The organism is Nakamurella sp. GG22 (genome assembly GCF_052976845.2).
On record NZ_JBRIIO020000013.1, the window covers coordinates 118,014 to 144,089 of the forward strand.

Genomic DNA, 26,076 nt, shown 5'->3' on the forward strand with positions numbered 1-26,076 from the left:
CACTGGGCCTGTGCAGGTAACGGTGTGAGCCGCAGCCGAACTGCTGCGCGCCTCCGTCAGGTCCTCCCTGCGAAGTCGACATCGGCGGTGGCGACGGTTCCGGCGGTCCGGCCCGATAGGTCCAGTACAGGTTCGTGTGTGCGATCACCTGCTCCGGCGGTGGCGCGCCCCATTCCGACATGTCGCTGGTGGTGTGCGCGTCCTTGACCAGGGTCGCGTCGTATCCCCGGACGAGCGCGCCGTGCAACGTCGAGCGGATGCACTCATCGGTCTGAGCGCCGGCCACGATCAGCCGGCCCACCGAGAGACCTGCCAGCACCGACTCCAGGGTGGTTTCCTCGAAGGCGTCGCCGTAGCTCTTCTCGACCAGCGGCTCCGCCTCGTCCGGCTTCAACTCCGGCACGATGCGCCAGCCGTCACTCCCCCGGATTATCTCCTGGTCGCTGTGCTGAACCCAGACGACCGGAACCTGCTCCTGCCGAGCCTTGTCCACCAGGCCGGAGATGTTGGCCACCACCGCATCGCGCCGGTGCCCGTCCTCGACCACGCAACTCTGCACGTCGATCACGAGAAGCGCTGTATTGGGCCGGTTGTCGAGTGTGGTCATCGTCGCTCCCTTGTCCGCCGGACGCCTGGGGCGACCGTAGACCTCGCCACCGACAGCCGTTGTCTGCCTTGTTAGTCACCGACTGTGGGTGCGACGGCCGCGAGATGACGGGCTTCCAGGTCTCGACAATCGGTATGCCGTCAGCGCCGCCGAGCGTGGCTTTCGGTTGCCGGCAGTCAAACCGGACAATGACGCCGATCGGCGGCGCGCCAAGTTGCAGGCTGGCCAACCCTGCCTGGAGGGGCCGCGCGGGTAGGCAGGGCGGTCAGACCAGGCGGCGGTCGGACGCCCAGCGGGACAGCTCGTAGCGGTTCGACTTCTGCGTCTTGCGCAGCACGCTCGAGACATGGGTCTCGACGGTCTTGATCGAGATGAACAGCTGCGCGGCGATTTCCTTGTAGGCGTAGCCCCTGGCCAGCAGTTTGAGCACCTCGCGCTCGCGGGGCGAGAGCATGTCCAGCTCGGGGTCGGCGACCACGGCGGGCCCGTTGCGGTCGGAGAACGCGTCCAGTACGAAACCCGCCAACCGCGGGGAGAACACCGCGTCCCCCGCCGCGACCCGGACGACCGCGTCGGCCAGTTCGCGTCCCGAGATCGTCTTGGTGACGTATCCACGTGCGCCCGCCCGGATCACGGCGATGACGTCCTCCGCCGCGTCGGACACGCTCAGCGCCAGGAACACCACGTCGGGGAACTTGGCGTGCACCTGCTCGAGCACGGCGCGACCGCCGCCGTCGGGCATGTGCACGTCGAGCAGCACCACGTCCGGCGGCTGGGAGGTGATCCGCACGACGGCTTCACCGACCGACCCGGCCTCGCCGACAATGGCGATGCGGTCGTCGTCCAGGCCGGCCAGTTCCGCTTTCACGCCGGTGCGGAACAAGGCATGGTCGTCGACGAGGAACACTGTGACCGGCTCGCTCACGCTGGGCCCCTTGCTTCGGCGGACGCCCTGACCGTACTCGGCTGCGCACCCGGTCCAGTGTTCGAGCCGACAGGTCCGTTGTCCGATTCAAAGGGTCCGGTGGTCGAGCCGGCAGATCCCGAGTCCGAGCCAGCAGCCCCCGTGTTCGAGCCGGCAGGCCGCGTGTCCGAGCCGGCACCGGCCGGTTCGAACGGGCCGTCGAATCCGGTCCGGTCGGTGTCGTCGGCCGCGGTGCTCACCTGCACCGTCAGCTCGACCTCGGTGCCTTCGCCCAGCGTCGAACGGACGGTGGCCTTACCGCCGTGCCGCTCCATCCGTCCGCGGATCGACTCGGCCAGTCCGCGGCGGTCGGTGGCGACGTCCTTCTGGTCGAACCCGACTCCGCGGTCACGGACGAAGACACTGGCGACGCCGTCCTCGACCTCCGCGTACACGCTGATCTCCTCGACGCCGGCGTGCTTGGCGGCATTGACCATCGCCTCACGCGCGGCGGCCACCAGCGCGGCGAGATGTTGGTCCATGGTGGCGTCGCCGACGATCACCGGCGTGACCGCAACGGCGTAGGTGTCCTCGATCTCGCCAGCGACCTCGGCCAACGACGCGGCGAGGGAGATGGACGCCGGCCGTGACGACTCGCCTGCCGCGGCATAGCCGGCCGGGCCGTACAGCCACGTCCGCAGCTGCCGTTCCTGGCTCCTGGCCAGCCGCTGCACCTCCCGGGCGTTACCGGCCTGCCGTTGGATCAGCGCGAGGGTCTGCAGCACGGAATCGTGCAGGTGGGCGGCGATCTCGGCGCGCTCGCGCTCCTGAATGCGACCCCGCCGCTCGTCACCGAGGTCCCGTACCAGCCGGAGCCACCACGGGATGGTGATGACGGCAACGCCGACCAGCGTCAGCACGACGGCGATCAGCGCCGACCGCACCGCGGTGAAGTCGAGTTGGCCGATCGCGAAGACGGACAGCCCGCCGACGACGAGCAGACAACCGCCGATCAGTCGCCACCACGAGCCGGTCGTCGGCCCGACGATGCCGGCGGCCGTCCGGCGCCAGCGTGCCCGGCGTCCCTCATCGGCCTCGCGCCAGATGAACGCGGCGCCGATCGCTGCCAGTCCCAGCGGCCCGAGGACCCAGGTCAGCACCTGCCCGAAGCCGAGCGCGGTGGCCACGATCAGCAGCGCGACACCGACCGCCGCCACGCCCAGGGCTTGGCGGCGTTCGATCGCACTGGCCGGCCCAGCGGCCTGCGCGGGCGACGGCGTGCGCTGCGGGACGAAGATCCACAGCAGTGCGTAGGCCAGCACCCCGGCTCCGGCCATCACGGCCAGCAGCGCGAAGGTCACCCGTACCCAGAGCACAGGAACGCGGAGATGATCGGCGATCCCGCCGCAGACGCCGCCGAGGATCGAGCCCTCCGGCCGTCGGGTCAGCTTGGGCAGTCCGTCCGGGGTGAACCGCGCGGCGGGCGGCGGTCCGAGTAGTCCCGCCGGTGGGACCGCATCGGTGGGCGGAAGCGGGTCTCCCGACGGGGATGGTGGCAGCTGGGATGGTGGCGTCGGAGATTCTGGCGCCGCGGACGGTGACGCGGATGCTGGCTGCGCCAAAGATGGCCTCGGGGATGGGGCTGGCGGGGCGGCCGGCGCCGATCCTGCCGCTGAACCGGCGTCCGGGGCGGGCTTTTCCGATGGCATCCCGTCGCCGGGGAGATCGACAGTCTCGTCGACGCCGGCACCGACGGCGTGCTGCCCGGTCGCGCCGGCATCGGTTGCCGCGGAGGTTTCGTCCGCCGACGGGGCAGGACTGCCCGCGGCATGACCGAAACGCAGGTGCGCGCTCGCGTGGGCGCCAAGGGCGCGGCGGGCACGGGACGACGACTTCACCAGTTCAGGGTCACACGTCCCGGTCGCGAGCGGTATCCGGGTTCACCCTGGATCGGCGAACCAGGGGGATCCCCGATGGTGTGACGAGCGCGACCGGAGCACGCTCATGGCATGAGCAATTGGCAGCAGGATCGCACCCCGGGACCGGGCGCCCCCGGCGGAGATTGGTGGACGCGGCGTCCCCGCCGGTCGGCGAACGATCGCAAGGTCGCCGGCGTCGCCGGCGGTCTCGGTCGGGCGTTCGGCGTCGACCCGGTGCTGATCCGGGTCGGCTTCGTCATCCTGACCGTCTTCGGCGGCTTCGGTGGCCTGCTGTACGTGCTGGGCTGGCTCTTGCTGCCCGCGGACGGCGACGAGGTGTCGGCGGCCGAGTCGCTGATCGGACGCGGCCGTTCGTCGACGCCGCCGGCGCTCGCGGTCGGGCTCGCCATCGTCGCCCTGTTCTCCATCGCCTCGATGTTCTCCTGGGGACTTCCCTTCTGGCCGCTGGTGATCGGAGGCATCATCGTCATTTCGGTCGCGAAGAAGCGTGGTCAGGGATGCTCCGGACACGGTGGACCGCGCGGCTCATACGGCGGGAACCTCCACGGCGGTACCGATCACAGCGGGGACGACTGGGCCGCCAGGATGACCGCGAAGGGTGAGTCCTGGGGCGCCCAGGCCGAACAGTGGGTGGCCCGCCAGCCGTGGTCGGGAACGCCGACGCCCGGCAAGGACGCACCCTCGCCGTTCGAGAAGCCCGCGTTCTGGGACGAGAAGGGCACGTCGGGAGTCAACATGACCAAGGGGGGTGCGCCGACCGCCGGTGCATCCGAAGCCCCGACGCCGACCGAACCGGAGACACCACAGCCACCCGCGTGGGATCCGCTGGGCGTCGCGCCGTTCGCCTGGGATCTGCCCGAGCCCAGCCCGCTGCCGCCGGCAGCCCCCGCACCGCGTCAGCGCGGAGTGATCGGCCGGGTGACGATGGGCGCGGTGCTGCTGGTCGCCGGCCTCGCGACCGCAGGCATCTTCGCCGGGTGGTGGCAGCTGAGCTGGGCCGGCGTCGCGGCAACCGCCCTCGCTGTGGTGGCCCTCGGCCTGTTGATCGGATCGCTGCGGGGTCGTGGGCAGTCGCTGATCGGCCCGGGCATCTTCCTGTCCGTGCTGACCCTGGGGTTGACCGTCACCGGGGTCGACGGCACCAGCGGGTACGGCCAGCAGACCTGGACGCCGTCCACGGCCGCGGTCGCGGAGCAGCAGTCGCCGTACGTCCTCAACGGCGGCCAGGGCACGCTCGACCTGTCCGGGATCACGGTGCCCGCCGGTCAGACGGCTGACATCGAGGTGGAGGTGAGGGCCGGTCAGGCGTCGGTGACCGTACCGGCGGACGCGAACGTGAACGTCACCTGCAGCGCCAATGCGGGCCAGCTCGACTGCCTCGGCATCGAGTCCGACGGATTGCAGCAGGAGATCAACCAGACGCAGGTCGGCTCGACCGACGAGGGAACCATCAATCTGACCGTCAGCGTCGGGGCGGGACACGCGGAGGTGCGCAATGGCTGAGTCGAACACGACAACCGGTGCGGGACAGAGCGGTTCGACTCACGCTCCCGGCCGTCGGGTCAACATCATCGGGCTTGTCTTCTCGCTGGCGTTCTTCGCCGTCGCCTCCGTCGGGTTCACCGGCGACCCCTGGTGGTTGCTGAACGAGGCCACGAAATGGGTGATCGCCGGCGTGGTTGCCCTCGTCGGGATCAGCCTGCTGGCCTCGGCACTACCGGGCAGGTCAAAGCAACAGTCCTGATCGGCCGGTCCTCTCCCGGTCGAACGGCGAACGGTCCCGTCACCGCACAGGTGGCGGGGCCGTTTCGGCGTCCGCATTCAGTTCAGTCCGCCGGGGCCGGCTCCGGAGGCTGGAACGCGAAACTGATCCGCTGACCCGGCCGGGCCTGCGCAGCCCGGTCCACATCCGCGGTGACGACGACAGCGATCACCGGATAGCCACCCGTCACCGGGTGGTCGGCAAGAAACAGCACGGGTTGCCCGCTCGGTGGGACCTGGATCGCCCCAAGCGTCACGCCCTCGCTCGGCAGCTCACGAGAGTCGTTGCGCCGCAGGGCCGGTGCGGCTTCGGCATCCCCGGGACGGTCCAGCCGCACCCCGACCCGGTTGCTGTTCGGCGACACCACCCACTCGCCCACTGCAAGATCGGACGGCGAGGAGAACCAGTCGTCGCGGGGGCCGGCGATCACCCGCAGCGTCAGGGGGCCGGGTGGTGGATCGGCGTCCGGTCTGGTTTCGGCGTCCTTCGCGGTGTCGAGGGCACTGCGGTGCTCGTCGGATCCCGGCGTCCGAACCCCGATGCGGTCGCCCCGGGCGATGGCCGGCGGCCCGACACCGGACAGGGTGTCGGTGCCGCACGACCCCAGGACGACGGGCACGTCGAACCCGCCGCGGACCGCCAGGTAGCTGCGCAGCCCCTGCTTCGCCGTGCCGAGCTTGAGCTGCTGACCGTCGCGGAGCTCGAGCGGCGCACCGTGGTCCGCCGGTTCGCCGTCCACGGTGACCGGCACCTGTGCGCCGGTGACGGCGACGACGACGTCACCGCCGGCCCGTACGGCCAGGCCGCCGAGGACGCTCTCGATCACCGCGGCGCCGTCGTCGTTGCCGACCAGACGATTCGCCGACAGGTAGGACGAACTGTCAGCGGCACCGGACGTCCCGACCCCGATCGACGCGTTGCCCGGGCGGCCCGCGTCCTGGAACAGGCTGAGCGGGCCGGTGCGGAGCACTTCCAGAAACGGTGCAACAGAGGCAGTCCCGTGACCGGAGTCGGTTGACCGGGTCGCCCCGTCGAGCGAGGTGCCTTCGCGATCATCCTCGCCCGAGTCGGTCGGGTCAGCCGCGTCGGACCCGCTGCCCGCGTCGACGAACCGCACCACCGTGCCGGGCCGGATCAGCGCGGGCGGGTCCCGGTCGACGTCCCACAGCCGTGCGTCCGTTGTCCCGATCAGCTGCCAACCACCCGGCGACTCGGCCGGATACACGGCGCTGTAGCCGCCGGCCAGCGCGACGGCGCCGGCCGGGACCGTGGTCCTGGACTCGTGCCGCCGCGGCACGTCCAGCGCCGGATCACCGCCGACCAGGTACGCGAATCCCGGGGCGAACCCGCCGAAGGCCGCCCGCCACGGTGCGCCGGTGTGCCGGGCGATCACCTCGGACCGGTTCAGGCCGGTGAGCTCCGCGACCTCGTCGAGATCGGGTCCGTCGTACCGGACGCGAATCCGCACCTCCTCGCCGTCCGGGGCGGGATCCTCGCCGGGATCGAGACCTTCGGCGATCCGGGCGACCGTCGCACCGAGTTCGCCGAGGTCGTTGCCGGGCGACGTCAGCACCAGCACGGTCGTCGCGGCCGGCACCAGATCCACGATGTCCGCAGAAGCGACGACCCGCAGCGCGGCGGTCAGGGCCAGAACCGCCTCGACACCGTCGACCTCCACCAGCAGGGCCGCGTCGCCGGCGGGCAGGATCCTGGTCTTCACGTGAAGGCCCGCACGATGACCCCGGCGTCCTCCAGCGCCTTCTTCACGGCCGCGGCCATCTGCACCGCCCCCGGGCTGTCGCCGTGCACGCAGATGCTCTCCGCACGCACCTTCACCACCGACCCGTCGACCGCGACAACCGTTCCCCCGGTGATCATCCCGACCGCCCGTGCGGCGACGGCGGCCGGATCGGACAGCACGGCACCGTCCTCTGTGCGGGCCGCCAGGGTGCCGGCGGGGGTGTAGGCGCGGTCGGCGAACGCCTCGGGCACCGCGCGCAGCCCGCGGAAGGTCGCGATGTCCAGCAGCGCCGACCCGGGCAGCCCGAGCACCGGTAGGTCGGGATCGACGGCCTGGACCGCGGCGATCACGGCGCCCGCCTGGACCTCGTGCTCGACGGTCGCGTTGTGCAGCGCGCCATGCGGTTTGACGTACCTGACCTCGGTGCCGGCGACCCGGGCAAGCGCCTGGAGCGCGCCGATCTGGTAGATGATGTCGGCCGTCAACTCCTCGGCCGGGACGTCGATGAACCGCCGGCCGAAGCCAGCGAGATCGCGGTAGCCGACCTGCGCGCCGATGACGACGCCCGCAGCGGCGGCGAGTTCGCAGGTCCGCCGGAGGGTCACCGGGTCGCCCGCGTGGAATCCGCACGCGACGTTCGCGCTCGTGACGAACGGCATCACGGCCGCGTCGTCACCCAGCACCCAACGGCCGAACGACTCACCCACGTCGCAGTTCAGGTCGACGACGGTCATCAGCTCTCCCTCACATCCAGCGGAATTGTGCCCCGCTGCCCGGTCGTCAATCCGGAACCCTCACACGCCTGACCGGCGGCGTATGAGCACCTTGCTCAGGAATCGCGATTCCGCGAAGCCGCGGATCGGATGCAACGCTTTCACGTCGTGCCGCAACGGTGGTGCCCGCCGGTTCGCGCGCCGGTGTATTCCAGGGAGGGTGAAGAGGTGACGGTGTGATCAATTCTCACCCGTCAGGTTCTGACCGTCAGATTCTCACGACCGACCGGAGTACGTCGCCGTGGTGCATCTTCGCGAAGGCGTCGTCGATGCCTTCGATGCCGATGGTCTCGGTGACGAAGGCGTCCAGCGGCAGCCGGCCCTGCAGGAACAGATCGATCAACATCGGGAAGTCCCGACTGGGCAGACAATCGCCGTACCAGGAGGACTTGAGTGCGCCACCCCGACCGAACACGTCGAGCAGCGGCAATTCCAGCGTCATCTGCGGGGTGGGCACGCCGACCAGCACCACGGTTCCCGCCAGGTCGCGGGCGTAGAAAGCCTGCCGATACGTCTCGGGCCGGCCGACGGCGTCGATCACGACATCCGCCCCATTGCCGTCGGTGAGCGCCCGAATGGCCTCGACGACATCCGCCGTCTTGCCGTTGACGGTGTGCGTCGCGCCCAGATCGGTGGCGGTGGACAGCTTCCGGTCATCGATGTCGACGGCGATGATCTTGTTCGCGCCGGCCAGCCGGGCTCCGGCGATCGCGGCTGCGCCGACCCCGCCGCAGCCGATGACGGCAACCGAATCACCCCGGGTCACCCCACCGGTGTTGATCGCCGCGCCCAAACCGGCCATCACGCCGCAACCGAGCAGACCGGCGACCTCGGGTGCGGCGGCCGGATCGACCTTCGTGCACTGACCGGCAGCGACCAACGTCTTCTCCGCGAAGGCGCCGATCCCCAAGGCCGGTGCCAGCTCCGTACCGTCATCGAGGGTCATCTTCTGGGTGGCGTTGAAGGTGGCGAAGCAGTACCACGGCCGGCCGCGCTTGCAGGCCCGGCAGGTTCCGCAGACGGCCCGCCAGTTGAGGACCACATAGTCACCCGGTTCGAGGTCCTGCACGCCTTCGCCGACGGATTCGACGATTCCGGCGGCCTCGTGGCCCAGCAGATAGGGGTAGTCCTCGCCGATGCCGCCCTGCACATAGTGCAGATCGGTATGGCAGACCCCACACGCTTGGATTGTGACGACGGCCTCTCCCGGTCCCGGGTCCGGCACGGTGATCGACACCAGTTCCACCGGGGCGTTCTTGGTACGGGCGATGACAGCCTTGACCTGCTGGGGCACGGATCTTTCCTTCGGGTGTTCGGCGGCGGGAGCGGGCGGGCGGTCAGTCGGTGATGGCGTCGGCCGCCCAATTCTGGAAGTCGGCAATGTGGTGCTCACTGGGCACCAGCACGCCACCCTTGGCGTAGACCTTGGAGTCGGTTGCGGCCTGACAGAGTTCGCAGGCCTCGAAGTCCTGCCGGTTGACCCGGTCGAACAGTTCGATCGACTTCGACAGGTCCACGTCGGAAGCGATCACCTCCGGCAGGTAGAGCCAGTCGCATTCGACGATCGTGCGGTCGGGGGCCAACGGGAACATCCGGTGGAAGATCACGTGGTCGGGCACCAGGTTGACGAACACATTCGGCCGGACTGTCACCGCGTAGTAACGCCGGTCCTGGTCGTCGGTGACTCCGGGAAGCTTTTCAACACCTTCCGAGCCGTCGACGGTGAAACCCTGCACGTCGTCACCAAAGACCGCTCCATGCCCGACGAAGTACTGGGCCGCGAACCCGTCCGCGAATTCCGGCAGCACCTCGGTGAGCTCGGGGTGAATCGTCGCGCAGTGATAGCACTCCATGAAGTTCTCGACGATCAGCTTCCAGTTCGCCTTCACGTCGTAGGTGATGCGCCGGCCGACTTCGAGATTCTCGATGGAGTAGTGCTCGATCGACTCGATGTCGCCCAGCCGGGAACGCACGGCCCCCATGACGGTGTCCTCGAACGACGGGGGCTCTTCGGCGATGCAGATCCAGATGTAACCGAGCCACTCCCGCACATGCGCGGTGCGCAGGCCATACTCTTCCCGGCCGACGTCCGGCATCTTGGTCAGGTTCGGCGCGGCGATCAGCTTGCCGTTCAGGTCATAGGTCCAGGCGTGATACGGACACTGGAACGAGCGCTGACCCTTCCCGCCCTCGGTGCTGCACAGCCGCGCACCGCGGTGCCGGCAGACATTGAAGAAGGCACGCGGTTCGCGCTTGCGGTTGCGGCTGACGATCAGGTTCTCACTGCCCAGTTGCACCGTCTTGAAATCGCCGGGATTGGCCAGGTCGCTGCTCCGTACGGCGCAGAACCACATCTGCTCGAATATCTTTTCCTGCTCCCTGCGGAAGATGTCCGGCGAGGAGTACGCCTTGCCGGGCAGGGTGCGGATCAGGCTCTCGGAGATCGTGTCGCCGGCGTGATCGGCGATGGTGGGATCGGGGATCGGGGATTCGTCGGTCAGGGTCATGTGAATTCTCCTCGGGCAACTGCCGGCAGTGGAATGACGAGACGGCGGCGGATCTGGTTGAAATGGCGTGACTGGTCCAGTGCGAGGACGGCGACGGGTTCACCCCCGCGGCGGTAGACGGCAGCGAAGCTGCCCTCCGCGAGCGAGCCGACCTCCAAGGTGAGCTCCAGCGTGTCCGGATGATCTGCGAGGTCCCGATAGCCGGCCAACTGCAGTCGTTTGCCGTACAGGTCCGACCAGACGTACGGCGGACGGCAGGTCGGCAGCCGCTCGGCACCGAGCAACCGGGCGGCCACGACAGCGCCGCGTTCCTTGGCCGAGGTCCAGTGCTCGATCTGATGATGATCACCGCGGTGCGGGTCGAACCAGGCGGCGCAGTCACCGATCGCGTACACCCCGGGAAGATTGGTGGCGCCGGATTCATCGCAGCGCACCGCCCCGGTTTGACCGGTCGAGCCCGCCGCGCCATTCAATTCGAGCCCGGAACCTGCGAGCCAGCCCACGGCCGGGCTGGCCCCGATACCGAGCACAACGGTTGCTGCCGGAATGGCACTGCCGTCCCCGAGCATCACCTGCAACCCGGACCCAGTGGATTGTGCGATGCCCGTGACGCGGGAATGCGGACGAACGGTGACGCCGTGCGCCTCGTGCAGCGCGGCCACCGCATCTGCGTACGGGCCGAGCGCCGCCCGGAGCGGCACATCGTCCGGCACCAGAACCGTGACCTGGCAGCCCATTTCGCGGGCTGTCGCGGCCACTTCCGATCCGATGAACCCGCCCCCGACGATGACGACGCTGCGGCCGCTCTGGACCGCACTGTGCAGATCCGCGCGCAACGCCACCGCATCGTCGATGGTGCGCAGCAGGTGCACCCCGGCCATCCCGACGCCCGGCATGTTGCAGCGGGCAGCGGCGCCGGTGGCGATGACGACCGCATCCGCATCGACGGCGACGCCGTCGGAAAGCTGCACGGTCGCGCCGCCGGCCGGATTCGGCTGAAGGCCGGTGGCGCGTACACCGAGATGCCAGGTGATGTCGAGATCTTCGGCGTCCCCCTCCAATGACAGCTCCACCTGTCCGTGGTTGCCGCCGAGAAACTCTTTCGACAAGGGCGGGCGGTCATACGGCCGATGCACCTCGTCACCGATCACGACCACCGTGCCCGAGAAGCCCTGAGAACGCAGCGCCCTGGCGGTGGACAGGCCCGCCAGCGAAGCCCCGACAACGGCCACCCGCTGCACGGTGGCGGTCACGCCATTCCTTCGGCGTCGACTTTTTCAGCGTCAACTTTTTCAGGGTCAACTCTTTCAGGGTCGACTCTTTCAGGGTCGACTCTTTCAGGGACGACTCCGGGGGGCAGGTTGGGGGTTTCGGTTGACAGCGTGACGAACACGGTGTCGCCGTCGACCGTCACCTGATGGGTGCGGATTGGTCGCTTCGCCGGTGGAGCGTCGACCAAGCCGGTGCGCAGATCGAAACGTGAGGCGTGCAGCGGGCACTCCACCTCGCAGCCCTCGAGCCAACCCTCCGCCAACGAAGCGTCCTGATGAGTGCAGGTGTCGTCGACAGCGAAGAATTCCCCGTCGTCGGTGTGGAAGACGGCGATCGGTACGCCCTGAGTATCGGGACCGTCAAGGCGTAGCCCTTCGCCCGGCTCGATTGCCGAGCGCGAACAAGCGGCGAACATGGGGTGGGGTTCTCCTTCGGCGGTCACCAGGCGGGTCGAGGAAGTGGCAGAGCGGCCGGTTGGCGACCAGGACCGACGGCTTGGTCTGCCGGCCAACCGCGCGCACTCCAGCTGTTGCGCAGTACGCATTCTGTGCGTCATGCGCAACTCTGCCGGTCCAACTACCATGCGTCAAGTGTCCCGAAAGACAATCTGAGCGGCTCTGCTCGGCGGGAAGCTGACTGCTGCGCGCCTGCGGCGCGCATCCCATCTGTCGTACGCTCGCACTCGAGCGTCTTGAGCACCTAGTAGCACCATCCGCAACCACTCGGAGAGAGTCACCATGAGCGTTGTCGACACCAATGGCGGTCCAGCGGGACTGCAATCGGTCGACCGGGCCTTGCAAGTACTCGAACTCCTGGCGACCTGGGGTTCCGGCGGGGTGAGCGAACTGGCAGCCGAGATCGGGGTACACAAGTCCACGGCGTTCCGGCTTCTGGGCGCCCTGGAGGCACGGGATCTCGTGGAGCAGACCAGCGAGCGAGGAAAGTACCAACTCGGGTTCGGGTTGGCTCGGCTCGCTCGAAGAGTCAACGTGCATCCGGAGATCACCGACCAGGCGCGCACTGTCACCGAAGGGTTGGCCCACAAGGTGGGCGAGTCGATCAACGTAGCTGTCCTGCGCGAGACCTTCGTGGTCAACGTCGTGCAGTCCAGGGGCCAGGCCTCGATCGCCAGTCACAACTGGATCGGACAGCTGACCCCGCTGCATGCCACCTCCAGCGGAAAGGTGTTGCTGGCCTTTTCGGATCCGGCGAGCCGGGAGCGGCTCATCAAGAACGGCCTGGAGCGTTTCACCTCGAACACGCATACCGACCCGGTCCTGCTGCAGAACGAACTGGCCCTCGTGCTCGAGCGTGGTCATGCCACCACCTACGGCGAACTCGAGATCGGCCTGAACGCGGTCGCGGTCCCGGTGCGAGGTGAGGACGGCACCGTGGTCGCCGCGCTGAGCGCATCGGGACCCGCGTACCGGCTCACTCCCGAACGTATTGCCGAAATTCTCGGCAAGGTAGAGGCCGCCGGCGTCGAACTCAGCCGGCGACTCGGTCACTGGGGGAACGCAGCCTGATCCGATCGCCGACGAGTCAGCTCTTGTCGACACCGACAGACGAGTCGCGAATCGGCGATTCGGTCACCGGGAATGCGGCCCGGCCCCCTTCCGCCCTGCTACCGGTGGATTGCTCGGGAAGTGCCGAACCATTGGCGATCCGCTCGGCCTCCTCGGAGTGAGCAGCGTTGGCGGTGAACACATTCGGTTCGGTCGCTCCGCTGGCGGCGGCGGTGTGCGCGCTCAGCGGCGCGGCACCGTTGGCATCGCCCGAGGTCGCAATGCCGTTTTCCATCGAGCCCTTTTCTCCTGGGCCTTTCTCCTTCGGTTTCACATTGAGGAAAAAGTCGTCGCCGTGCTTCTGGGTGCCGTAATCGACGGCCTGTTCCATGGCTACCGTCACGCGTTGACCCCTCCGGACCAGGGGATCCGAGCGCAGGTCCTTCATCAGGGCAACACACATCACGATCATCACGATCACGAACGGCACCGCCATGATGATTGTGATGTTCTGGATGCCGGCCAGTGCGTCACTGCCACCGACGACGAGCATCAATGCGGCGATCGCCCCCATCATCGCGCCCCAGAAGACGACCACCCTGCGGTCGGGATGGATCGTCCCGCGTTGGGACAGCGTGCCCATGACGATGGATGCGGCGTCCGCCCCGGACACAAAGAAGATCGCCACCAGCGCCATCGCGATGATGCCCAGAATGCTGCCGAGCGGAAGAGTGTCCAGCAGCCCGAACAGCTGACCTTCGACGGGCAGCGACCCGAGGTCGGATCCCCGTCGCTCGGCGGTGATCGCCGCGCCGCCGAAGATCCCGAACCAGGCAAGGCTGACCGCACTCGGAATCAGGATGACGCCGGCAACAAACCCACGAATGGTGCGCCCACGGCTGATTCGCGCGATGAACATACCGACGAACGGAGTCCAGGAGATCCACCAGGCCCAGTAGAAGATCGTCCAGCCGGACAGCCAGGTCTCCATGGCATCTCCGCCGGTCGCGGCGGTGCGGGAGGCCATCTGCGCCAGGTCGCCGAAGTAATCGCCGATCATCGTGGGAATGAGGTTGAGGATGACGATGGTCGGGCCGCCGATGAATACCACGGCCGCCAGCACGGCAGCGAGCACCATGTTGATGTTCGACAGCCACTGAATGCCCTTGGAAACGCCGGAGACCGCCGACGCGATGAACGCGATGGTGAGTACCACGATGATGCCGACCAGCAGGTTGGTGCCAAAGGAATCGATGAAGCCGCCGGCGACAAGGCCGCCGCCGATCTGCAGGGCGCCGAGGCCCAGCGAGGCTGCAGAACCGAAGAGCGTGGCGAAGATGGCGAGGATGTCGATCGCGCGACCGAACCCACCCTCGGTACCTCGACTGCCCAGCAGCGGGACGAACGTCGAGCTGATCAGCTGACGGCGGCCCTTGCGGAAAGTGCTGTACGCAATGGCAAGTCCCACCACGGCATAAATGGCCCACGGGTGCAGCGTCCAGTGGAACAACGTCGTGGCCATCGCCGTGTCGAACGCCTCCGGAGTGCCGGCCTCCACTGTCCCCGGGGGCGGCGAGGTGAAATGCGACAGCGGCTCGCCGACGCCGTAGAACATCAGACCGATGCCCATCCCGGCGCTGAACATCATCGCGATCCACGAAATGGTCTTGAACTCCGGACCTTCGTCGTCCCTGCCGAGCGGGATTCGTCCGTACTTGCTGATCGCGAGCCAGAGAGCGAAGACGACGAATGCGCTGGCCGCCAGGACGAAAGCCCAGCCACCGCCTTGGATGACGCCACCCAGCACGGTGGTGGCAAGTGAGCTCAAGCCATCCGTCGCGAAAAGGCCCCACCCCAGGAACGCCAGCACCAGCACCGCCGCGACACCGAACACGATCTTGTCGGTGGAGTAATGCTTCTCCGCGTCGTGCGCGACTGACGGCGATTCGAAGGGAGGCGCGAGCCCCGGATTCTCGAAATGAGGAAGGTGGTGGTGCTTGTCGGGCTTCTCGTGGTCCTGCGTGGTCATCGCTGGCTCCCTATGGTTTCGCAGTGTGTGGCTGGGTCGGACGGCGACGACGGATCGGCACCCTCGGCGGGTTGACTGCTGTCCACTCGAACTGCCGATCCTCTGGTTTTGTGGCGAGCAAGGCGATCGGACGCAGCCATCCGGAGGGGAACGAAGTCTTGGGTGTTGCCCGGATGGCGAGGCCGGGGACGCATGGCACACGGACGGTAAGACCTGTCGTTCGCTGGTGCTGATTCACGATGGAGCGTCGGTTCCGGCAGGCCACTGCTGCTCGAGGTAGCTCGACCTGTTGCGTATGGTGCGGGTTGTTGCGGAACGCGCCAAGATTGCACCAAACGTTCACGGCGAGTCAAGAGCCGTTATGTAAACGTCTGAATGCGCGCTGTTAACCGGACATCACAACCTCCAACCGGGAATCAGTCCCGAGCCTTGCCGACGCTGTCCCTGGCGGCGCCCCCTTGACGCTGTTGGACGAGTACTCGTAGGATGACCGTCGATTGATATATCAGTCGTTGACAGCGATGATGACAGGAGCGTCCCGCGGATGGTTGTTCAGGTTGACGAGGCTGCACCGGCCACCGACCGTGTTCTGGCGCGATCTCTGGCGGAAACCGACCCGGCGGTGTTCGAAGCCATCGCCGCCGAGCTCGTTCGGCAGCAGAGCACCCTGGAAATGATCGCCAGCGAGAACTTCGCGCCGATCTCCGTCATGCAGGCGCAGGGCTCGGTGCTGACCAACAAATATGCAGAGGGATATCCCGGCCGCCGGTATTACGGCGGATGCGAGCACGTCGATGTGATCGAGCGGCTGGCCATCGAACGGATCAAGGATTTGTTCGGCGCCGAGTATGCCAATGTGCAGCCACATTCCGGCGCGCAGGCAAACGCGGCGGCGATGGCCGCACTCCTCAAGCCCGGCGACACGATCCTCGGCCTGGACCTGGCACACGGCGGACACCTCACCCATGGCATGCGGCTGAACTTCTCGGGCCAGCTGTACAACGCGGTCGCCTACCACGTGCGCGCCGACGACCACCTGGTGGACATGGCGGAGGTGGAACGGCTGGCGCTCGAACACCGACCCCAGATGATCGTGGCCGGTTGGTCTGCCTATCCCCGGCAGCTGGACTTCGCTGCATTCCGGCGGATCGCCGACGCGGTCGGCGCGTATCTGATGGTGGACATGGCGCACTTCGCCGGCCTGGTCGCAGCCGGGCTGCACCCCTCCCCCGTGCCACACGCACACGTGGTCACCTCCACCACCCACAAGACCCTGGGCGGGCCGCGTGGCGGATTCATCCTGTCCACCGCCGACCTGGCGAAGAAGTTCAATTCGTCGGTGTTCCCCGGTCAGCAGGGCGGCCCACTGGAGCACGTGATCGCCGCCAAGGCAGTGGCTTTCAAGCTGGCGGCCGAGCCGGCCTTCCGGGCACGTCAGGAGCGCACACTGGCCGGCGCCCGACTGCTGGCCGACCGGCTGCTGGCCGATGACGCCCGTGCATCCGGTCTCGACGTGGTCAGCGGCGGTACCGACGTACACCTGGTTCTGGTGGACCTCCGGAAATCTCCGCTCGACGGCAAGCAGGCCGAAGACCGGCTGCACTCGATCGGCATCACGGTCAACCGCAACGCGGTGCCGTTCGACCCCCGACCACCGATGGTGAGCTCCGGTGTCCGGATCGGCACTCCGGCACTGGCGGCCCGTGGCTTCGATGTCGACGACTTCACCGAAGTCGCCGACATCATCGCCACTGCGCTCCGCCCGGAGCTCAGCGACCAGCACCTCGACGAACTCCGCTCCAGGGTCGCCCGACTTGCGCAGAGCCGCCCGCTGTATCCCGAACTGTCGAAGGACATCTGATGACCGGACCGACACCCGGCGCGGAACTTCCCGAGCACCCGGATTTCCTCTGGCGCAATCCCGAACCGCAGCCCTCGTACGACGTGGTGATCGTCGGCGGTGGCGGTCACGGCCTGGCCACCGCGCACTACCTCGCCAAGAACCACGGCATCACGAATGTCGCGGTGCTGGAGAAGGGCTGGCTGGCCGGCGGCAACATGGCCCGGAACACCACCCTGATCCGCTCGAACTATCTGTGGGACGAGAGCGCGGCGATCTACGAGCACTCACTCAAGCTGTGGGAGGGCCTGGAGGAGGACCTGGGCTACCCGATCCTCTTCAGCCAGCGGGGGGTGCTCAATCTCGCGCATACCTTGCAGGACGTGCGGGACAGCGTCCGCCGGGTGGAGGCCAACAAGCTCAACGGGATCGACGCCGAATGGGTCGGCCCCGAGGACGTGAAGCGGTTGTGCCCCATCGTGAACACCTCCGACGACATCCGTTATCCGGTTCTCGGTGGCACCTACCAGCCGCGCGGCGGCATTGCCAAGCACGACTACGTCGCCTGGGGCTTCGCCCGCCGTGCCAGCCAGGCCGGTATCGACCTGATCCAGGGTTGCGAGGTGACCGGCTTCACCGTGGACGGTGACCGGGTCGCCGGGGTGCGCACCACCAGGGGTGACATCGCCGCCGGTCAGGTACTGCTGGCCGCCGCCGGCCATACATCTGTGCTGGCCGACATGCTCGGCATCAAGCTGCCGCTGCAGAGCCACCCGCTGCAGGCACTGGTCTCCGAACTGCTCGAGCCGGTCCATCCCACCGTGGTGATGTCGAACGCGGTGCATGTGTACGTCTCCCAAGCGCACAAGGGGGAGCTGGTGATGGGCGCCGGCGTGGACTCCTACAACGGGTACGGCCAGCGCGGCGCATTCCATATCATCGAGCGGCAGATGGCCGCCGCGGTCGAACTGTTCCCGGTCTTCGCCCGCGCCCACCTGCTCCGGAGCTGGGGCGGCATCGTGGACGTCACGCCCGACGCCTCGCCGATTGTCGGCCGGGTCGGCTATCAGAATCTGTATCTCAACTGTGGTTGGGGCACAGGAGGTTTCAAGGCCACCCCCGGGATCGGCTGGTGCCTTGCGCAGACCCTCGCCAAGGAGGAACCGCACCCGTTCGTGGAGCCGTTCAGTCTCGACCGCTTCGTCACCGGAGCCCTCGTCGACGAGCACGGCGCCGCCGGCGTCGCGCACTGATTCTCCCCTGCGACACAGTTTCTCCCCTACGACACAGTCGCCAGGCGCACGCCACCTCCGCAGACCCAGGAGACCAGCACAATGCAATTGATTGAATGCCCGTGGTGCGGGCCGCGCGAGGAAATCGAATTCCACTACGGCGGCCAGGCCCACATCCCCTATCCGGCCGAACCCGCCGCGCTGTCGGACCAGGAGTGGGCGCAGTACATCTTCTTCCGCGACAACACCAAAGGCGTGTGGGCGGAGCGCTGGAACCACAGCCACGGCTGCCGCCGCTGGTTCAACGCGCTGCGCGATACCGCCACCTACCGATTCCAGGCAGTCTACCGCCTGGACGAACCCAAGCCGGTGACAGCGTGAGTGACACCGAGAACTTCCGGACCTCCGACGGTGGTCTGATCGATCGCACCCGGACGATCCGGTTCACCTTCAACGGCGATGACTTCACCGGCCACCCCGGGGACACCCTTGCGTCGGCGCTGCTGGCCGCCGGGCGGCACCGGATCGCCACCAGCATCAAGCTGGGCCGCCCCCGCGGTATCTCCGCGGCGTGGGCGGAGGACCCCTGCGGGTTGGTGCAGATCGAGCACCCGTATCCCGAGCCCATGGTGCTGGCCAGCACCATCGAGCTGTACGACGGCCTGGTCGCGCGCGGGATCCCGGGTCAGGGGCGGCTCAGCCTGGAGCCCGATCCCGCCCGGTACGACGCCGTCCATCACCATGTCGACGTGCTGGTGATCGGCGCCGGCCCTGCTGGGTTGACCGCCGCACTCGACGCGGCCAGGGCCGGGGCCCGCGTCGCGCTGATCGACGAGCAGTCCCAGGCCGGCGGGTCGTTGCTGTCCACCGATGAAAACCTCGACGGTGTTCCCGCCGACCAGTGGGTTCGCGCTGCGGTTGCCGAACTGGCCGGCCATCCCGACGTGCTGCACCTGCAACGCACCACCGCGTTCGGCAGCTATGACGACGGTTTCGTGCTGGCCCTGCAACGGCGAACCGACCATCTCGGCGGGCAGGCACCGAAAGGTGTCTCCCGGCAACGGGTGTGGCGCCTTCGCAGCACGTCGATGGTGGTCGCGACCGGCGCGCATGAGCGCCCCGTGGTGTTCGCGGACAACGACCGGCCCGGCGTCATGCTGGCCGGCGCGGCGCGCACCTACCTGAACCGCTACGGGGTGTTGCCCGGCCGGAACGCGGTGGTGTTCACCACCAACGACAGTGCCTACGACGCCGCGGCCGACCTGCATCGCGCCGGCGTGCAGATCAGCGCCGTCCTCGATGCCCGACCCGATGGCTCGCCCCGGCAGGCCGAACTGGAACGGCTGGGAATTCCCGTGCGGTCGGGATTCGTGGTCACCGGAACCGGCGGCACCGACAGGATCAGCCACGCCCTGGTCGGCCGGCTGGGCGACGACGCAGCTGGTGACATCGACGCGCTGCCATGCGATCTGCTGCTGGTCAGCGGCGGCTGGAACCCCGCCGTGCACCTGTACAGCCAGTCCCGGGGGCGGCTCCGCTACGACGAGCAGCTGGGGGCGTTCGTGCCCGGCGAACAGCTGGATGGGCTGACCGTTGCCGGCTCCGCCGCCGGCGTCTTCACGCTCGCCGGTTGCCTGAGCGACGGACGGCGGGCGGCGAATGACGCGCTCGCGCACGCCGGGATCGGACCGGCAGAAGCCACTGGCCTGCCCGTTGCAGCTTCTCCGGCCGAAGCGGCAGCACCGTTGGTGCTCTGGCGGGTTCGGGGCGGTCCTGCGGCAGCGGCCGGCACCGAGTTCGTTGACCTGCAACGGGATGCCACGGTCGCCGACATCGCCCGGGCCGTCGGTGCCGGCCTGACCTCCATCGAGCACATCAAGCGGTACACCACCATCGGCACCGCGCACGACCAGGGCAAGACCTCCGGCATCATCACCACCGGGATCACGGCGGACCTGCTCGGAGTCCCGGTGGTCGACACCGGCACCACCACATTTCGGCCCCCGTACACACCGGTCGCGTTCGCCGCACTGGCCGGACGGGACCGTGGCCGGATGTTCGACCCCGAGCGGGTCACCGCCCTGCACGCCTGGCATGTAGGGGCCGGCGCGGTGTTCGAGGACGTCGGCCAGTGGAAACGTCCCCGCTTTTACCCACAGCCCGGCGAGGACATGGAGACCGCGGTCTTGCGGGAGTGCGCGGCCACCCGCACCGGTGTCGGCATCCTGGACGGCTCCACACTGGGCAAGATCGACGTCCAGGGACGGGACGCGGCCGCTTTCCTGGACCTGGTCTACACGAATCTGATGAGCAGCCTGAAGGTCGGCGCCGTCCGGTACGGGGTGATGTGCGGGGTCGACGGCATGGTGATCGACGACGGCACCGTGCTCAGGCTGGGTGAGGAGCGTTTCCTGGTCCTGACCACCACCGGCGGCGCGGCCAGGATTCTTGACTGGATGGAGGAGTGGCTACAGACCGAATGGCCGCTCCTGCAGGTGTTCTGCACGTCGGTCACCGAGCAGTGGGTCACGTTCCCGGTTGTCGGACCACGCTCCCGCGACGTCATCGGCGCCGTCTTTCCGGGTGTCGACGTGTCCAATGAGGCGTTCCCGTTCATGGCCATCCGGGACACCACCCTGGACGGCGTACCGGTTCGGCTGGCCAGGATCAGCTTCTCCGGCGAACTGGCCTTCGAGGTCTACGTCAACCCCTGGTACGCGGTCGCCGTGTGGCAGCGCCTGCTCCAGGCAGGCGAGCCCTTCGACATCACCCCTTACGGCACCGAAACCATGCACGTCCTGCGCGCAGAGAAGGGCTACCCGATCATCGGGCAGGACACCGACGGCACCGTCAGCCCGCACGACCTCGGACTGGCGTGGGCGGTGTCCAAGAAGAAGATCGACTTCATCGGCAAGCGGTCCTTCGCCCGCGCCGCCAATCAGGACCCACAGCGCAAGCACCTCGTCGGATTGCTGCCCGTTGACCGGCAGACCGTGTTGCCGGAGGGCTCGCAGATCATCGACTTCATCGCCGACGGCCTGCTCCCACCGCCGCCGGTGCCGATGCTCGGGCACGTGACGTCCAGCTACCGCAGCGCCGAACTCGACCGCCCGTTCGCGCTGGCCCTGGTGAAGGGCGGCCGGTCCAGGGTCGGCGAGACCGTGCACGTTCCCGTCAACGGCACGCTGATCCCGGTGCAGGTCACCGGGTCGGTGCTGGTCGATCCAGAAGGAGCCCGCCGCGATGGCTGAGCTGACCCGCCTGCACCCGCTCGAGCAGATCGGCATCGACCTCGCCGCTTGCAGCAACTCGGCTGTGGCGATCACCCCGGAGCCGTTTGTGTCGATGGTCGACGTTCGGCTACCCACTGCTGCGGCGGGCGCCGAACTGCTCGGCGCCCGGCTGCCGACGACCCCCAACACCTGGGTGGCCACCAGCGCCGGCCGAGCCATCTGGCTCGGACCGGACGAATGGCTGCTGACCAGCGCAGCGCACACCCCGGACGCGCTCGACGAGCAGGCACGGGAAACGGTGCAGCCGCTGGGCGGCGCCGTGGTCGACGTGTCGGCGCAGCGGATCGGCCTGCGGCTGACGGGTTCTCGGGTACGGGAGGTGCTGGCCAAGGGTTGCTCGATCGACCTGCACCCACGGGTCTTCCATCGGGGCCGGGCCGCCCAGACCACCGTCGGCCTGGCCGGCGTGATCCTGCTGGGATTGTCCGACCCGGCCGACACCCAGCACGGGGACTACCTGCTCCTGGTCCGTTCGTCGTTCGCCGTGTACCTGGCCGAATGGCTGTTGGACGCCGCCCAAGAATTCGGCACCGAGGAATCCAGCACGGCCGAATCGACCACCAGAGCCGCCGATCCCACCAGCAGTCAGGAGTAGCGCATGTCTGCGACCCCACATGTGGTCATCATCGGAGCGGGCATCGTCGGAGCCAACCTGGCCGACGAGCTGACCGGACGGGGCTGGGACCGGGTCACCGTGGTCGACCAGGGCCCGTTGCCGCTGACCGGCGGTTCGACGTCACACGCACCGGGGCTGGTATTCCAGACCAACGCGTCGAAGACGATGACCGAGCTCGCCACCTACACCGTCGACAAACTCAAGAGCATCGATGTCGACGGTGCCTGGTGCTTCAACCAGGTCGGTGGGTTGGAGATCGCCACCACTCCCGAGCGGCTGGCCGACCTGCACCGCAGGCAGGGCTGGGCCACGTCGTGGGGGGTGCAGGCTCAGGTGATCGACGCCGACGAGTGCGTCCGACTGCACCCGCTCGTCGACCGCGAGCAGATCCTGGGCGGCCTGCACATCCCCACCGATGGGTTGGCCAAGGCCACCCGCGCGGTCGTCGCGCTGACTCACCGCGCGCAGTCCCGTGGGGCGGTGTTCCGGGGCAACACCCGGGTGATCGGCATCGAGCACACCGGCGGCCGGGTCACCGGAGTTCGCACCGACGAGGGCGTCATCTCTGCTGACATCGTCGTGTCCTGCGCCGGCTTCTGGGGTGTCGAGCTCGGCGAGATGGTGGGCATGGCCGTGCCGCTGCTGCCGCTGGCGCACCAGTTCGTCTGGACCGGCCAGGTGCCCGATCTCGTGGGTCGCAACACCGAACTACAGGAGGCCGGCCTGCCGATCCTCCGGCACCAGGACCAGGACCTCTACTACCGGGAACGGGTCGACTGCCTCGGCATCGGCTCCTACGCGCACCGGCCGATGCCGGTGGACCTGCGCACGCTGCCGACCTCCGACGAAGATGACTCAGCCGACATGCCGACCATGCCTTCTGTGCTGCCCTTCACCGAGGAGGACTTTGCTCCCGTGTGGGAGCAGAGCAAGCTGCTGCTGCCCGCGCTGCACCAGTCGAAGATCGATGTCGGGTTCAACGGCATCTTCTCCTTCACACCCGACGGTGGCCCGTTGGTCGGGGAGTCAGCGGACGTGAAGGGGTTTTGGATCGCCGAGGCGGTCTGGGTGACCCACTCGGCCGGTGTCGCCAGGGCCGTGGCCCAACTGCTGGTGGACGGTCGCTCCGAGGTGGAGTTGCACGGCTGTGACGTGCACCGGTTCGAGGACGTCCAATTGGCCCCGAGTTACGTCAGCGAGACCTCCCAGCAGAACTTCGTCGAGATCTACGACGTGCTGCACCCGTTGCAGCCCAGGGAGTCTCCGCGGAACCTGCGGGTCAGCCCGTTCCATGCCCGGCAGCAGCAGCTGGGCGCGGTGTTCCTGGAGGCTTCCGGCTGGGAGCGGCCGCACTGGTACGAGGCCAATGCCGCACTGGTCGACGAACTTCCGGCGGAGTGGACCCCGCCGGCACGGGACGCCTGGAGCGCGCAGTTCCACTCCCCGATCGCAGCGGTCGAGGCGTGGAAGACGCGGACCGCGGTGGCCATGTACGACATGACCCCGCTCAAGCGGCTGGAGGTCAGCGGGCCCGGCGCCCTCGAGCTGCTGCAGCGGGTGACCTCCGCGCAGATGGCCAAAACCGTCGGCGCCGTCACCTATTCGCTGGTCCTGGACGAGGCCGGCGGCATCCGCAGCGACGTCACGGTCGCTCGACTCGGCGAGCAACTGTTCCAGGTGGGCGCGAACAGCGCATTGGATTTCGATTACCTGCGCCGGCAGGCACCGGCCGACGGGTCGGTCCAGATCCGCGACATCACCGGCGGTACCTGCTGTATCGGCCTCTGGGGGCCATTGGCCCGCGAGGTGATCGCGGCGGTCAGCTGCGACGACTACACCAACGAGGGCCTCAAGTACTTCCGGGCCAAGAAGGTCCGCATCGGCGGGATTTCGGTGACCGCGATGCGGCTGTCCTACGTCGGCGAACTCGGCTGGGAGCTGTACACCTCCGCCGACACCGGGCAGCGGTTGTGGGACGTGCTGTGGGCCGCCGGGCAAACGCACGGGATCATCGCCGCGGGCCGGGCCGCCTTCAACAGCCTGCGCCTGGAGAAGGGTTACCGCTCCTGGGGTACCGACATGACAACCGAACACAACCCCTACGAAGCCGGGCTCGGTTTCGCGGTCAGCCCCCGCAAGGAGTCGTTCATCGGCCGGGATGCCCTGGCCGGGGTGAGCGACGACACCGTCACCCGCCGGCTGACCTGTCTGACCGTCGATGACGGCCGCAGTGTGGTGCTGGGCCGGGAGCCGGTCTACGTCGACGGCCAGGCGGCGGGGTACGTGACCAGCGCCGCCTTCGGCCACACCATCGGCACGCCGATCGCGTACGCCTGGCTACCCGCCGGCCTGGCCGTCGGCGACGGCGTCGAGATCGGGTATTTCGGCGATCGGATAGCCGCCACCGTCACCGCCGAACCACTTGTGGATCCCGACATGACCCGGCTGCGCGGCTGATTCACCTGCGATGAATCCGACCATGCGTTCGCAGACCGTCGACACCTATCTGACCCAATTGGCCGGGCGGGTGCCCACTCCCGGCGGCGGTGCCACGGCCGCCCTGCATGCCGCGCAGGCCGCCGCGCTCATCGCCATGGTGGGCCGCTACAGCAACACCGCCAGGTACGCGGCGCACGCCGACCGGATCACCGACATCGTGGCAGCGGCGGACCAGCGGCGGGAGGACGCCCTGCGGCTGGCCGATGCCGACATCGCCGCGTTCAGTGCCGTCGGCACGGCGTACCAACTCCCCAAGGAGCCCGGCGATCAGGCGGCCATCCGGGCGGCCGCCATCGCTGCCGCGCTCGTTGCGGCGGGCCGGGTGCCCGCGGAGGTGATCCGGGTTGCGGACCGGATCGTTGCGCTCGCCGAGGAATTGGAACCAATCGGTAATCCGAATGTGATCAGTGACGTTGCCGCGGCCGCGGATGCCGCCCGGGCCGCGGCCAGCACCGCCAGGGTGAACGTGGAGATCAATCTCAGCGGTATCACCGATCGGAACAGCATCGACCAGAGCGGCATCGATCAGAGCATTATCGAAGAACTGGTCGCGGCCATCGCCGATGTCGACGGGTTGGCACTGCGCGCCGACAAGGTCACTGCCGCCGTCCGTCATCGGCTGGCCCGATGACCATCACCTTGGCAGGTGCCGAGGTGGCGAAGCGGATCCGGGCGGAGGTCACCGATGCCGCCGGCCGGCTCGCCGCAGCCGGCACTGTCCCCCACCTGGCTGTTGTGCTGGCAACGGCCGACGACTCCACCGCCTGGTACGTCCGGTCGATTGCCCGGGCGGCCGAACGCTGCGACGTCCGGTGCAGCGTCGTCGACCTCGGCCCCGACGCAACCACGGCCCGCATCCAGGCCGAACTGGGCGCGCTCAGCGCGGACCCGACCGTGCACGGGATCATCCTGCAGACCCCGCTGCCACCATCAGCCGACTTCGAGGCGCTGGCTTCGGCCATCGATCCGGCCAAGGATGTCGACGGGGCCAATCCACAGAGCCTGGGGTTACTCGCGGCCCGGTTGCCGGCATTCGCCCCGGCAACCGCCGAGGCCGTTCTGGTGCTGCTCGACCATTTCGCCGTCCCGCTGTCCGGCGCCAACGCAGTCGTCATCGGCCGATCCACTGTTGTCGGCACACCTGTTGCGCAGCTGCTGATTTCCCGGGACGCCACGGTGACCGTGTGCCACCGGCACACCAAGGATCTGGGCGAACACACCCGCCGGGCCGATGTGCTGGTGGTGGCCGCCGGTCAGCCCGGATTGATCACCGCACCGGGACTGCATCCACGGACCATTGTCATCGACGTCGGCACCAACGCCACCGCGAATGGTGGGCTGGTCGGCGATGTCGACCCGTCGGTCGCCCGCCACGTCGCCGGGCTCAGCCCGGTCCCGGGTGGGGTCGGCCCGGTGACGACGGCGCTGCTGCTGCAGCACACCATCACCTCCGCCGACCGGTAGCACTCCGCGGCCAACCGAGAGTGCAGTGCTGTCAACGATTTGCATTTCGGCGAGGGCACACGCGACCGTACCCACGCCGCGCGGACGGCCGG

The 26,076-nt window shown here is 68.3% G+C and carries 19 protein-coding genes and 2 pseudogenes; 11 read left to right on the plus strand and 10 right to left on the minus strand.

Going from position 1 to position 26,076, the window contains the following annotated elements:
- Positions 1-56 precede the first annotated feature (56 nt).
- The 3 genes and pseudogenes from ACVBEQ_RS14660 to ACVBEQ_RS14670 all read right to left on the minus strand — a co-directional run bounded on the left by ACVBEQ_RS14660 (position 57) and on the right by ACVBEQ_RS14670 (position 3,409).
- Positions 57-607: pseudogene (locus tag ACVBEQ_RS14660) on the minus strand (isochorismatase family protein).
- Positions 608-872: 265 nt separating this feature from the next.
- Positions 873-1,532 carry a response regulator gene (locus tag ACVBEQ_RS14665; protein WP_447154043.1) on the minus strand — a complete coding sequence of 220 codons (660 nt, stop codon included), beginning with the start codon at positions 1,530-1,532 and terminating at the stop codon, positions 873-875.
- Positions 1,529-3,409 (minus strand): PspC domain-containing protein, encoded by a 1,881-nt coding sequence (locus tag ACVBEQ_RS14670; RefSeq protein WP_447154044.1) that lies wholly within the window; start codon positions 3,407-3,409, stop codon positions 1,529-1,531. The genes ACVBEQ_RS14665 and ACVBEQ_RS14670 overlap by 4 nt, the downstream gene beginning before the upstream one ends.
- 111 nt (positions 3,410-3,520) lie before the next feature.
- On the opposite strand from ACVBEQ_RS14670, the gene ACVBEQ_RS14675 reads away from it, so the two are divergent.
- Together ACVBEQ_RS14675 and ACVBEQ_RS14680 are read left to right on the plus strand one after the other, a co-directional pair.
- Positions 3,521-4,954 carry a PspC domain-containing protein gene (locus ACVBEQ_RS14675; protein WP_447154045.1) on the plus strand — a complete coding sequence of 478 codons (1,434 nt, stop codon included), beginning with the start codon at positions 3,521-3,523 and terminating at the stop codon, positions 4,952-4,954.
- Positions 4,947-5,195, plus strand: coding sequence for a hypothetical protein (locus ACVBEQ_RS14680; RefSeq protein WP_447154046.1), 249 nt, complete (start codon positions 4,947-4,949; stop codon positions 5,193-5,195). Before ACVBEQ_RS14675 ends, ACVBEQ_RS14680 begins: the two co-directional genes overlap by 8 nt.
- An 82-nt stretch (positions 5,196-5,277) precedes the next feature.
- Here ACVBEQ_RS14680 and ACVBEQ_RS14685 read toward each other — a convergent pair whose 3' ends face one another.
- From ACVBEQ_RS14685 to ACVBEQ_RS14710, 6 genes and pseudogenes are all read right to left on the minus strand, one after another.
- Positions 5,278-6,933, minus strand: a complete 1,656-nt coding sequence (locus ACVBEQ_RS14685; RefSeq protein ID WP_447154047.1) for a 5-oxoprolinase subunit B/C family protein — start codon at positions 6,931-6,933, stop codon at positions 5,278-5,280.
- A complete protein-coding gene (locus ACVBEQ_RS14690) occupies positions 6,930-7,688 on the minus strand; it encodes a LamB/YcsF family protein (RefSeq protein WP_447154048.1) in 759 nt (252 codons plus the stop codon). The genes ACVBEQ_RS14685 and ACVBEQ_RS14690 overlap by 4 nt, the downstream gene beginning before the upstream one ends.
- A gap of 247 nt (positions 7,689-7,935) precedes the next feature.
- A complete protein-coding gene (locus ACVBEQ_RS14695; protein WP_447154049.1) occupies positions 7,936-9,021 on the minus strand; it encodes an S-(hydroxymethyl)mycothiol dehydrogenase in 1,086 nt (361 codons plus the stop codon).
- Positions 9,022-9,064: 43 nt separating this feature from the next.
- Complete coding sequence (locus ACVBEQ_RS14700; RefSeq protein ID WP_447154050.1) at positions 9,065-10,234, minus strand: aromatic ring-hydroxylating oxygenase subunit alpha; 1,170 nt, start codon at positions 10,232-10,234, stop codon at positions 9,065-9,067.
- On the minus strand, positions 10,231-11,487 hold the full coding sequence (locus ACVBEQ_RS14705) for an NAD(P)/FAD-dependent oxidoreductase (protein ID WP_447154051.1): 1,257 nt from the start codon (positions 11,485-11,487) through the stop codon (positions 10,231-10,233). The genes ACVBEQ_RS14700 and ACVBEQ_RS14705 overlap by 4 nt, the downstream gene beginning before the upstream one ends.
- Before the next feature lie 98 nt (positions 11,488-11,585).
- Positions 11,586-11,921, minus strand: a pseudogene (locus tag ACVBEQ_RS14710) (bifunctional 3-phenylpropionate/cinnamic acid dioxygenase ferredoxin subunit); the annotation flags it as partial.
- Positions 11,922-12,243: 322 nt separating this feature from the next.
- Here ACVBEQ_RS14710 and ACVBEQ_RS14715 point away from each other — a divergent pair.
- Positions 12,244-13,032: an IclR family transcriptional regulator gene (locus ACVBEQ_RS14715; RefSeq protein ID WP_447154052.1), complete on the plus strand. Its 789-nt coding sequence runs from the start codon at positions 12,244-12,246 to the stop codon at positions 13,030-13,032.
- A 16-nt stretch (positions 13,033-13,048) separates the two neighbouring features.
- On the opposite strand, the gene ACVBEQ_RS14720 is transcribed toward ACVBEQ_RS14715, so the two are convergent.
- A complete protein-coding gene (locus ACVBEQ_RS14720; protein ID WP_447154053.1) occupies positions 13,049-15,040 on the minus strand; it encodes a BCCT family transporter in 1,992 nt (663 codons plus the stop codon).
- Between the two features lie 544 nt (positions 15,041-15,584).
- Between ACVBEQ_RS14720 and ACVBEQ_RS14725 the strand changes: the two genes are divergently transcribed.
- From ACVBEQ_RS14725 to ACVBEQ_RS14760, 8 genes are all read left to right on the plus strand, one after another.
- A complete protein-coding gene (locus ACVBEQ_RS14725; protein ID WP_447154054.1) occupies positions 15,585-16,901 on the plus strand; it encodes a serine hydroxymethyltransferase in 1,317 nt (438 codons plus the stop codon).
- Positions 16,901-18,133 carry a sarcosine oxidase subunit beta family protein gene (locus ACVBEQ_RS14730; protein ID WP_447154055.1) on the plus strand — a complete coding sequence of 411 codons (1,233 nt, stop codon included), beginning with the start codon at positions 16,901-16,903 and terminating at the stop codon, positions 18,131-18,133. The genes ACVBEQ_RS14725 and ACVBEQ_RS14730 overlap by 1 nt, the downstream gene beginning before the upstream one ends.
- An 81-nt stretch (positions 18,134-18,214) precedes the next feature.
- Positions 18,215-18,493: a sarcosine oxidase subunit delta gene (locus ACVBEQ_RS14735; protein ID WP_447154056.1), complete on the plus strand. Its 279-nt coding sequence runs from the start codon at positions 18,215-18,217 to the stop codon at positions 18,491-18,493.
- Complete coding sequence (locus tag ACVBEQ_RS14740; protein ID WP_447154057.1) at positions 18,490-21,363, plus strand: FAD-dependent oxidoreductase; 2,874 nt, start codon at positions 18,490-18,492, stop codon at positions 21,361-21,363. Before ACVBEQ_RS14735 ends, ACVBEQ_RS14740 begins: the two co-directional genes overlap by 4 nt.
- Positions 21,356-22,000, plus strand: a complete 645-nt coding sequence (locus ACVBEQ_RS14745) for a sarcosine oxidase subunit gamma (RefSeq protein WP_447154058.1) — start codon at positions 21,356-21,358, stop codon at positions 21,998-22,000. The genes ACVBEQ_RS14740 and ACVBEQ_RS14745 overlap by 8 nt, the downstream gene beginning before the upstream one ends.
- Positions 22,001-22,003: 3 nt before the next feature.
- On the plus strand, positions 22,004-24,478 hold the full coding sequence (locus tag ACVBEQ_RS14750; protein ID WP_447154059.1) for a GcvT family protein: 2,475 nt from the start codon (positions 22,004-22,006) through the stop codon (positions 24,476-24,478).
- Between the two features lie 22 nt (positions 24,479-24,500).
- Positions 24,501-25,151, plus strand: a complete 651-nt coding sequence (locus ACVBEQ_RS14755; RefSeq protein ID WP_447154060.1) for a cyclodeaminase/cyclohydrolase family protein — start codon at positions 24,501-24,503, stop codon at positions 25,149-25,151.
- The gene (locus ACVBEQ_RS14760; RefSeq protein WP_447154061.1) at positions 25,148-25,984 is read left to right on the plus strand and encodes a bifunctional 5,10-methylenetetrahydrofolate dehydrogenase/5,10-methenyltetrahydrofolate cyclohydrolase; all 837 of its coding nucleotides are present in this window, start codon (positions 25,148-25,150) and stop codon (positions 25,982-25,984) included. The genes ACVBEQ_RS14755 and ACVBEQ_RS14760 overlap by 4 nt, the downstream gene beginning before the upstream one ends.
- Positions 25,985-26,076 lie beyond the last annotated feature (92 nt).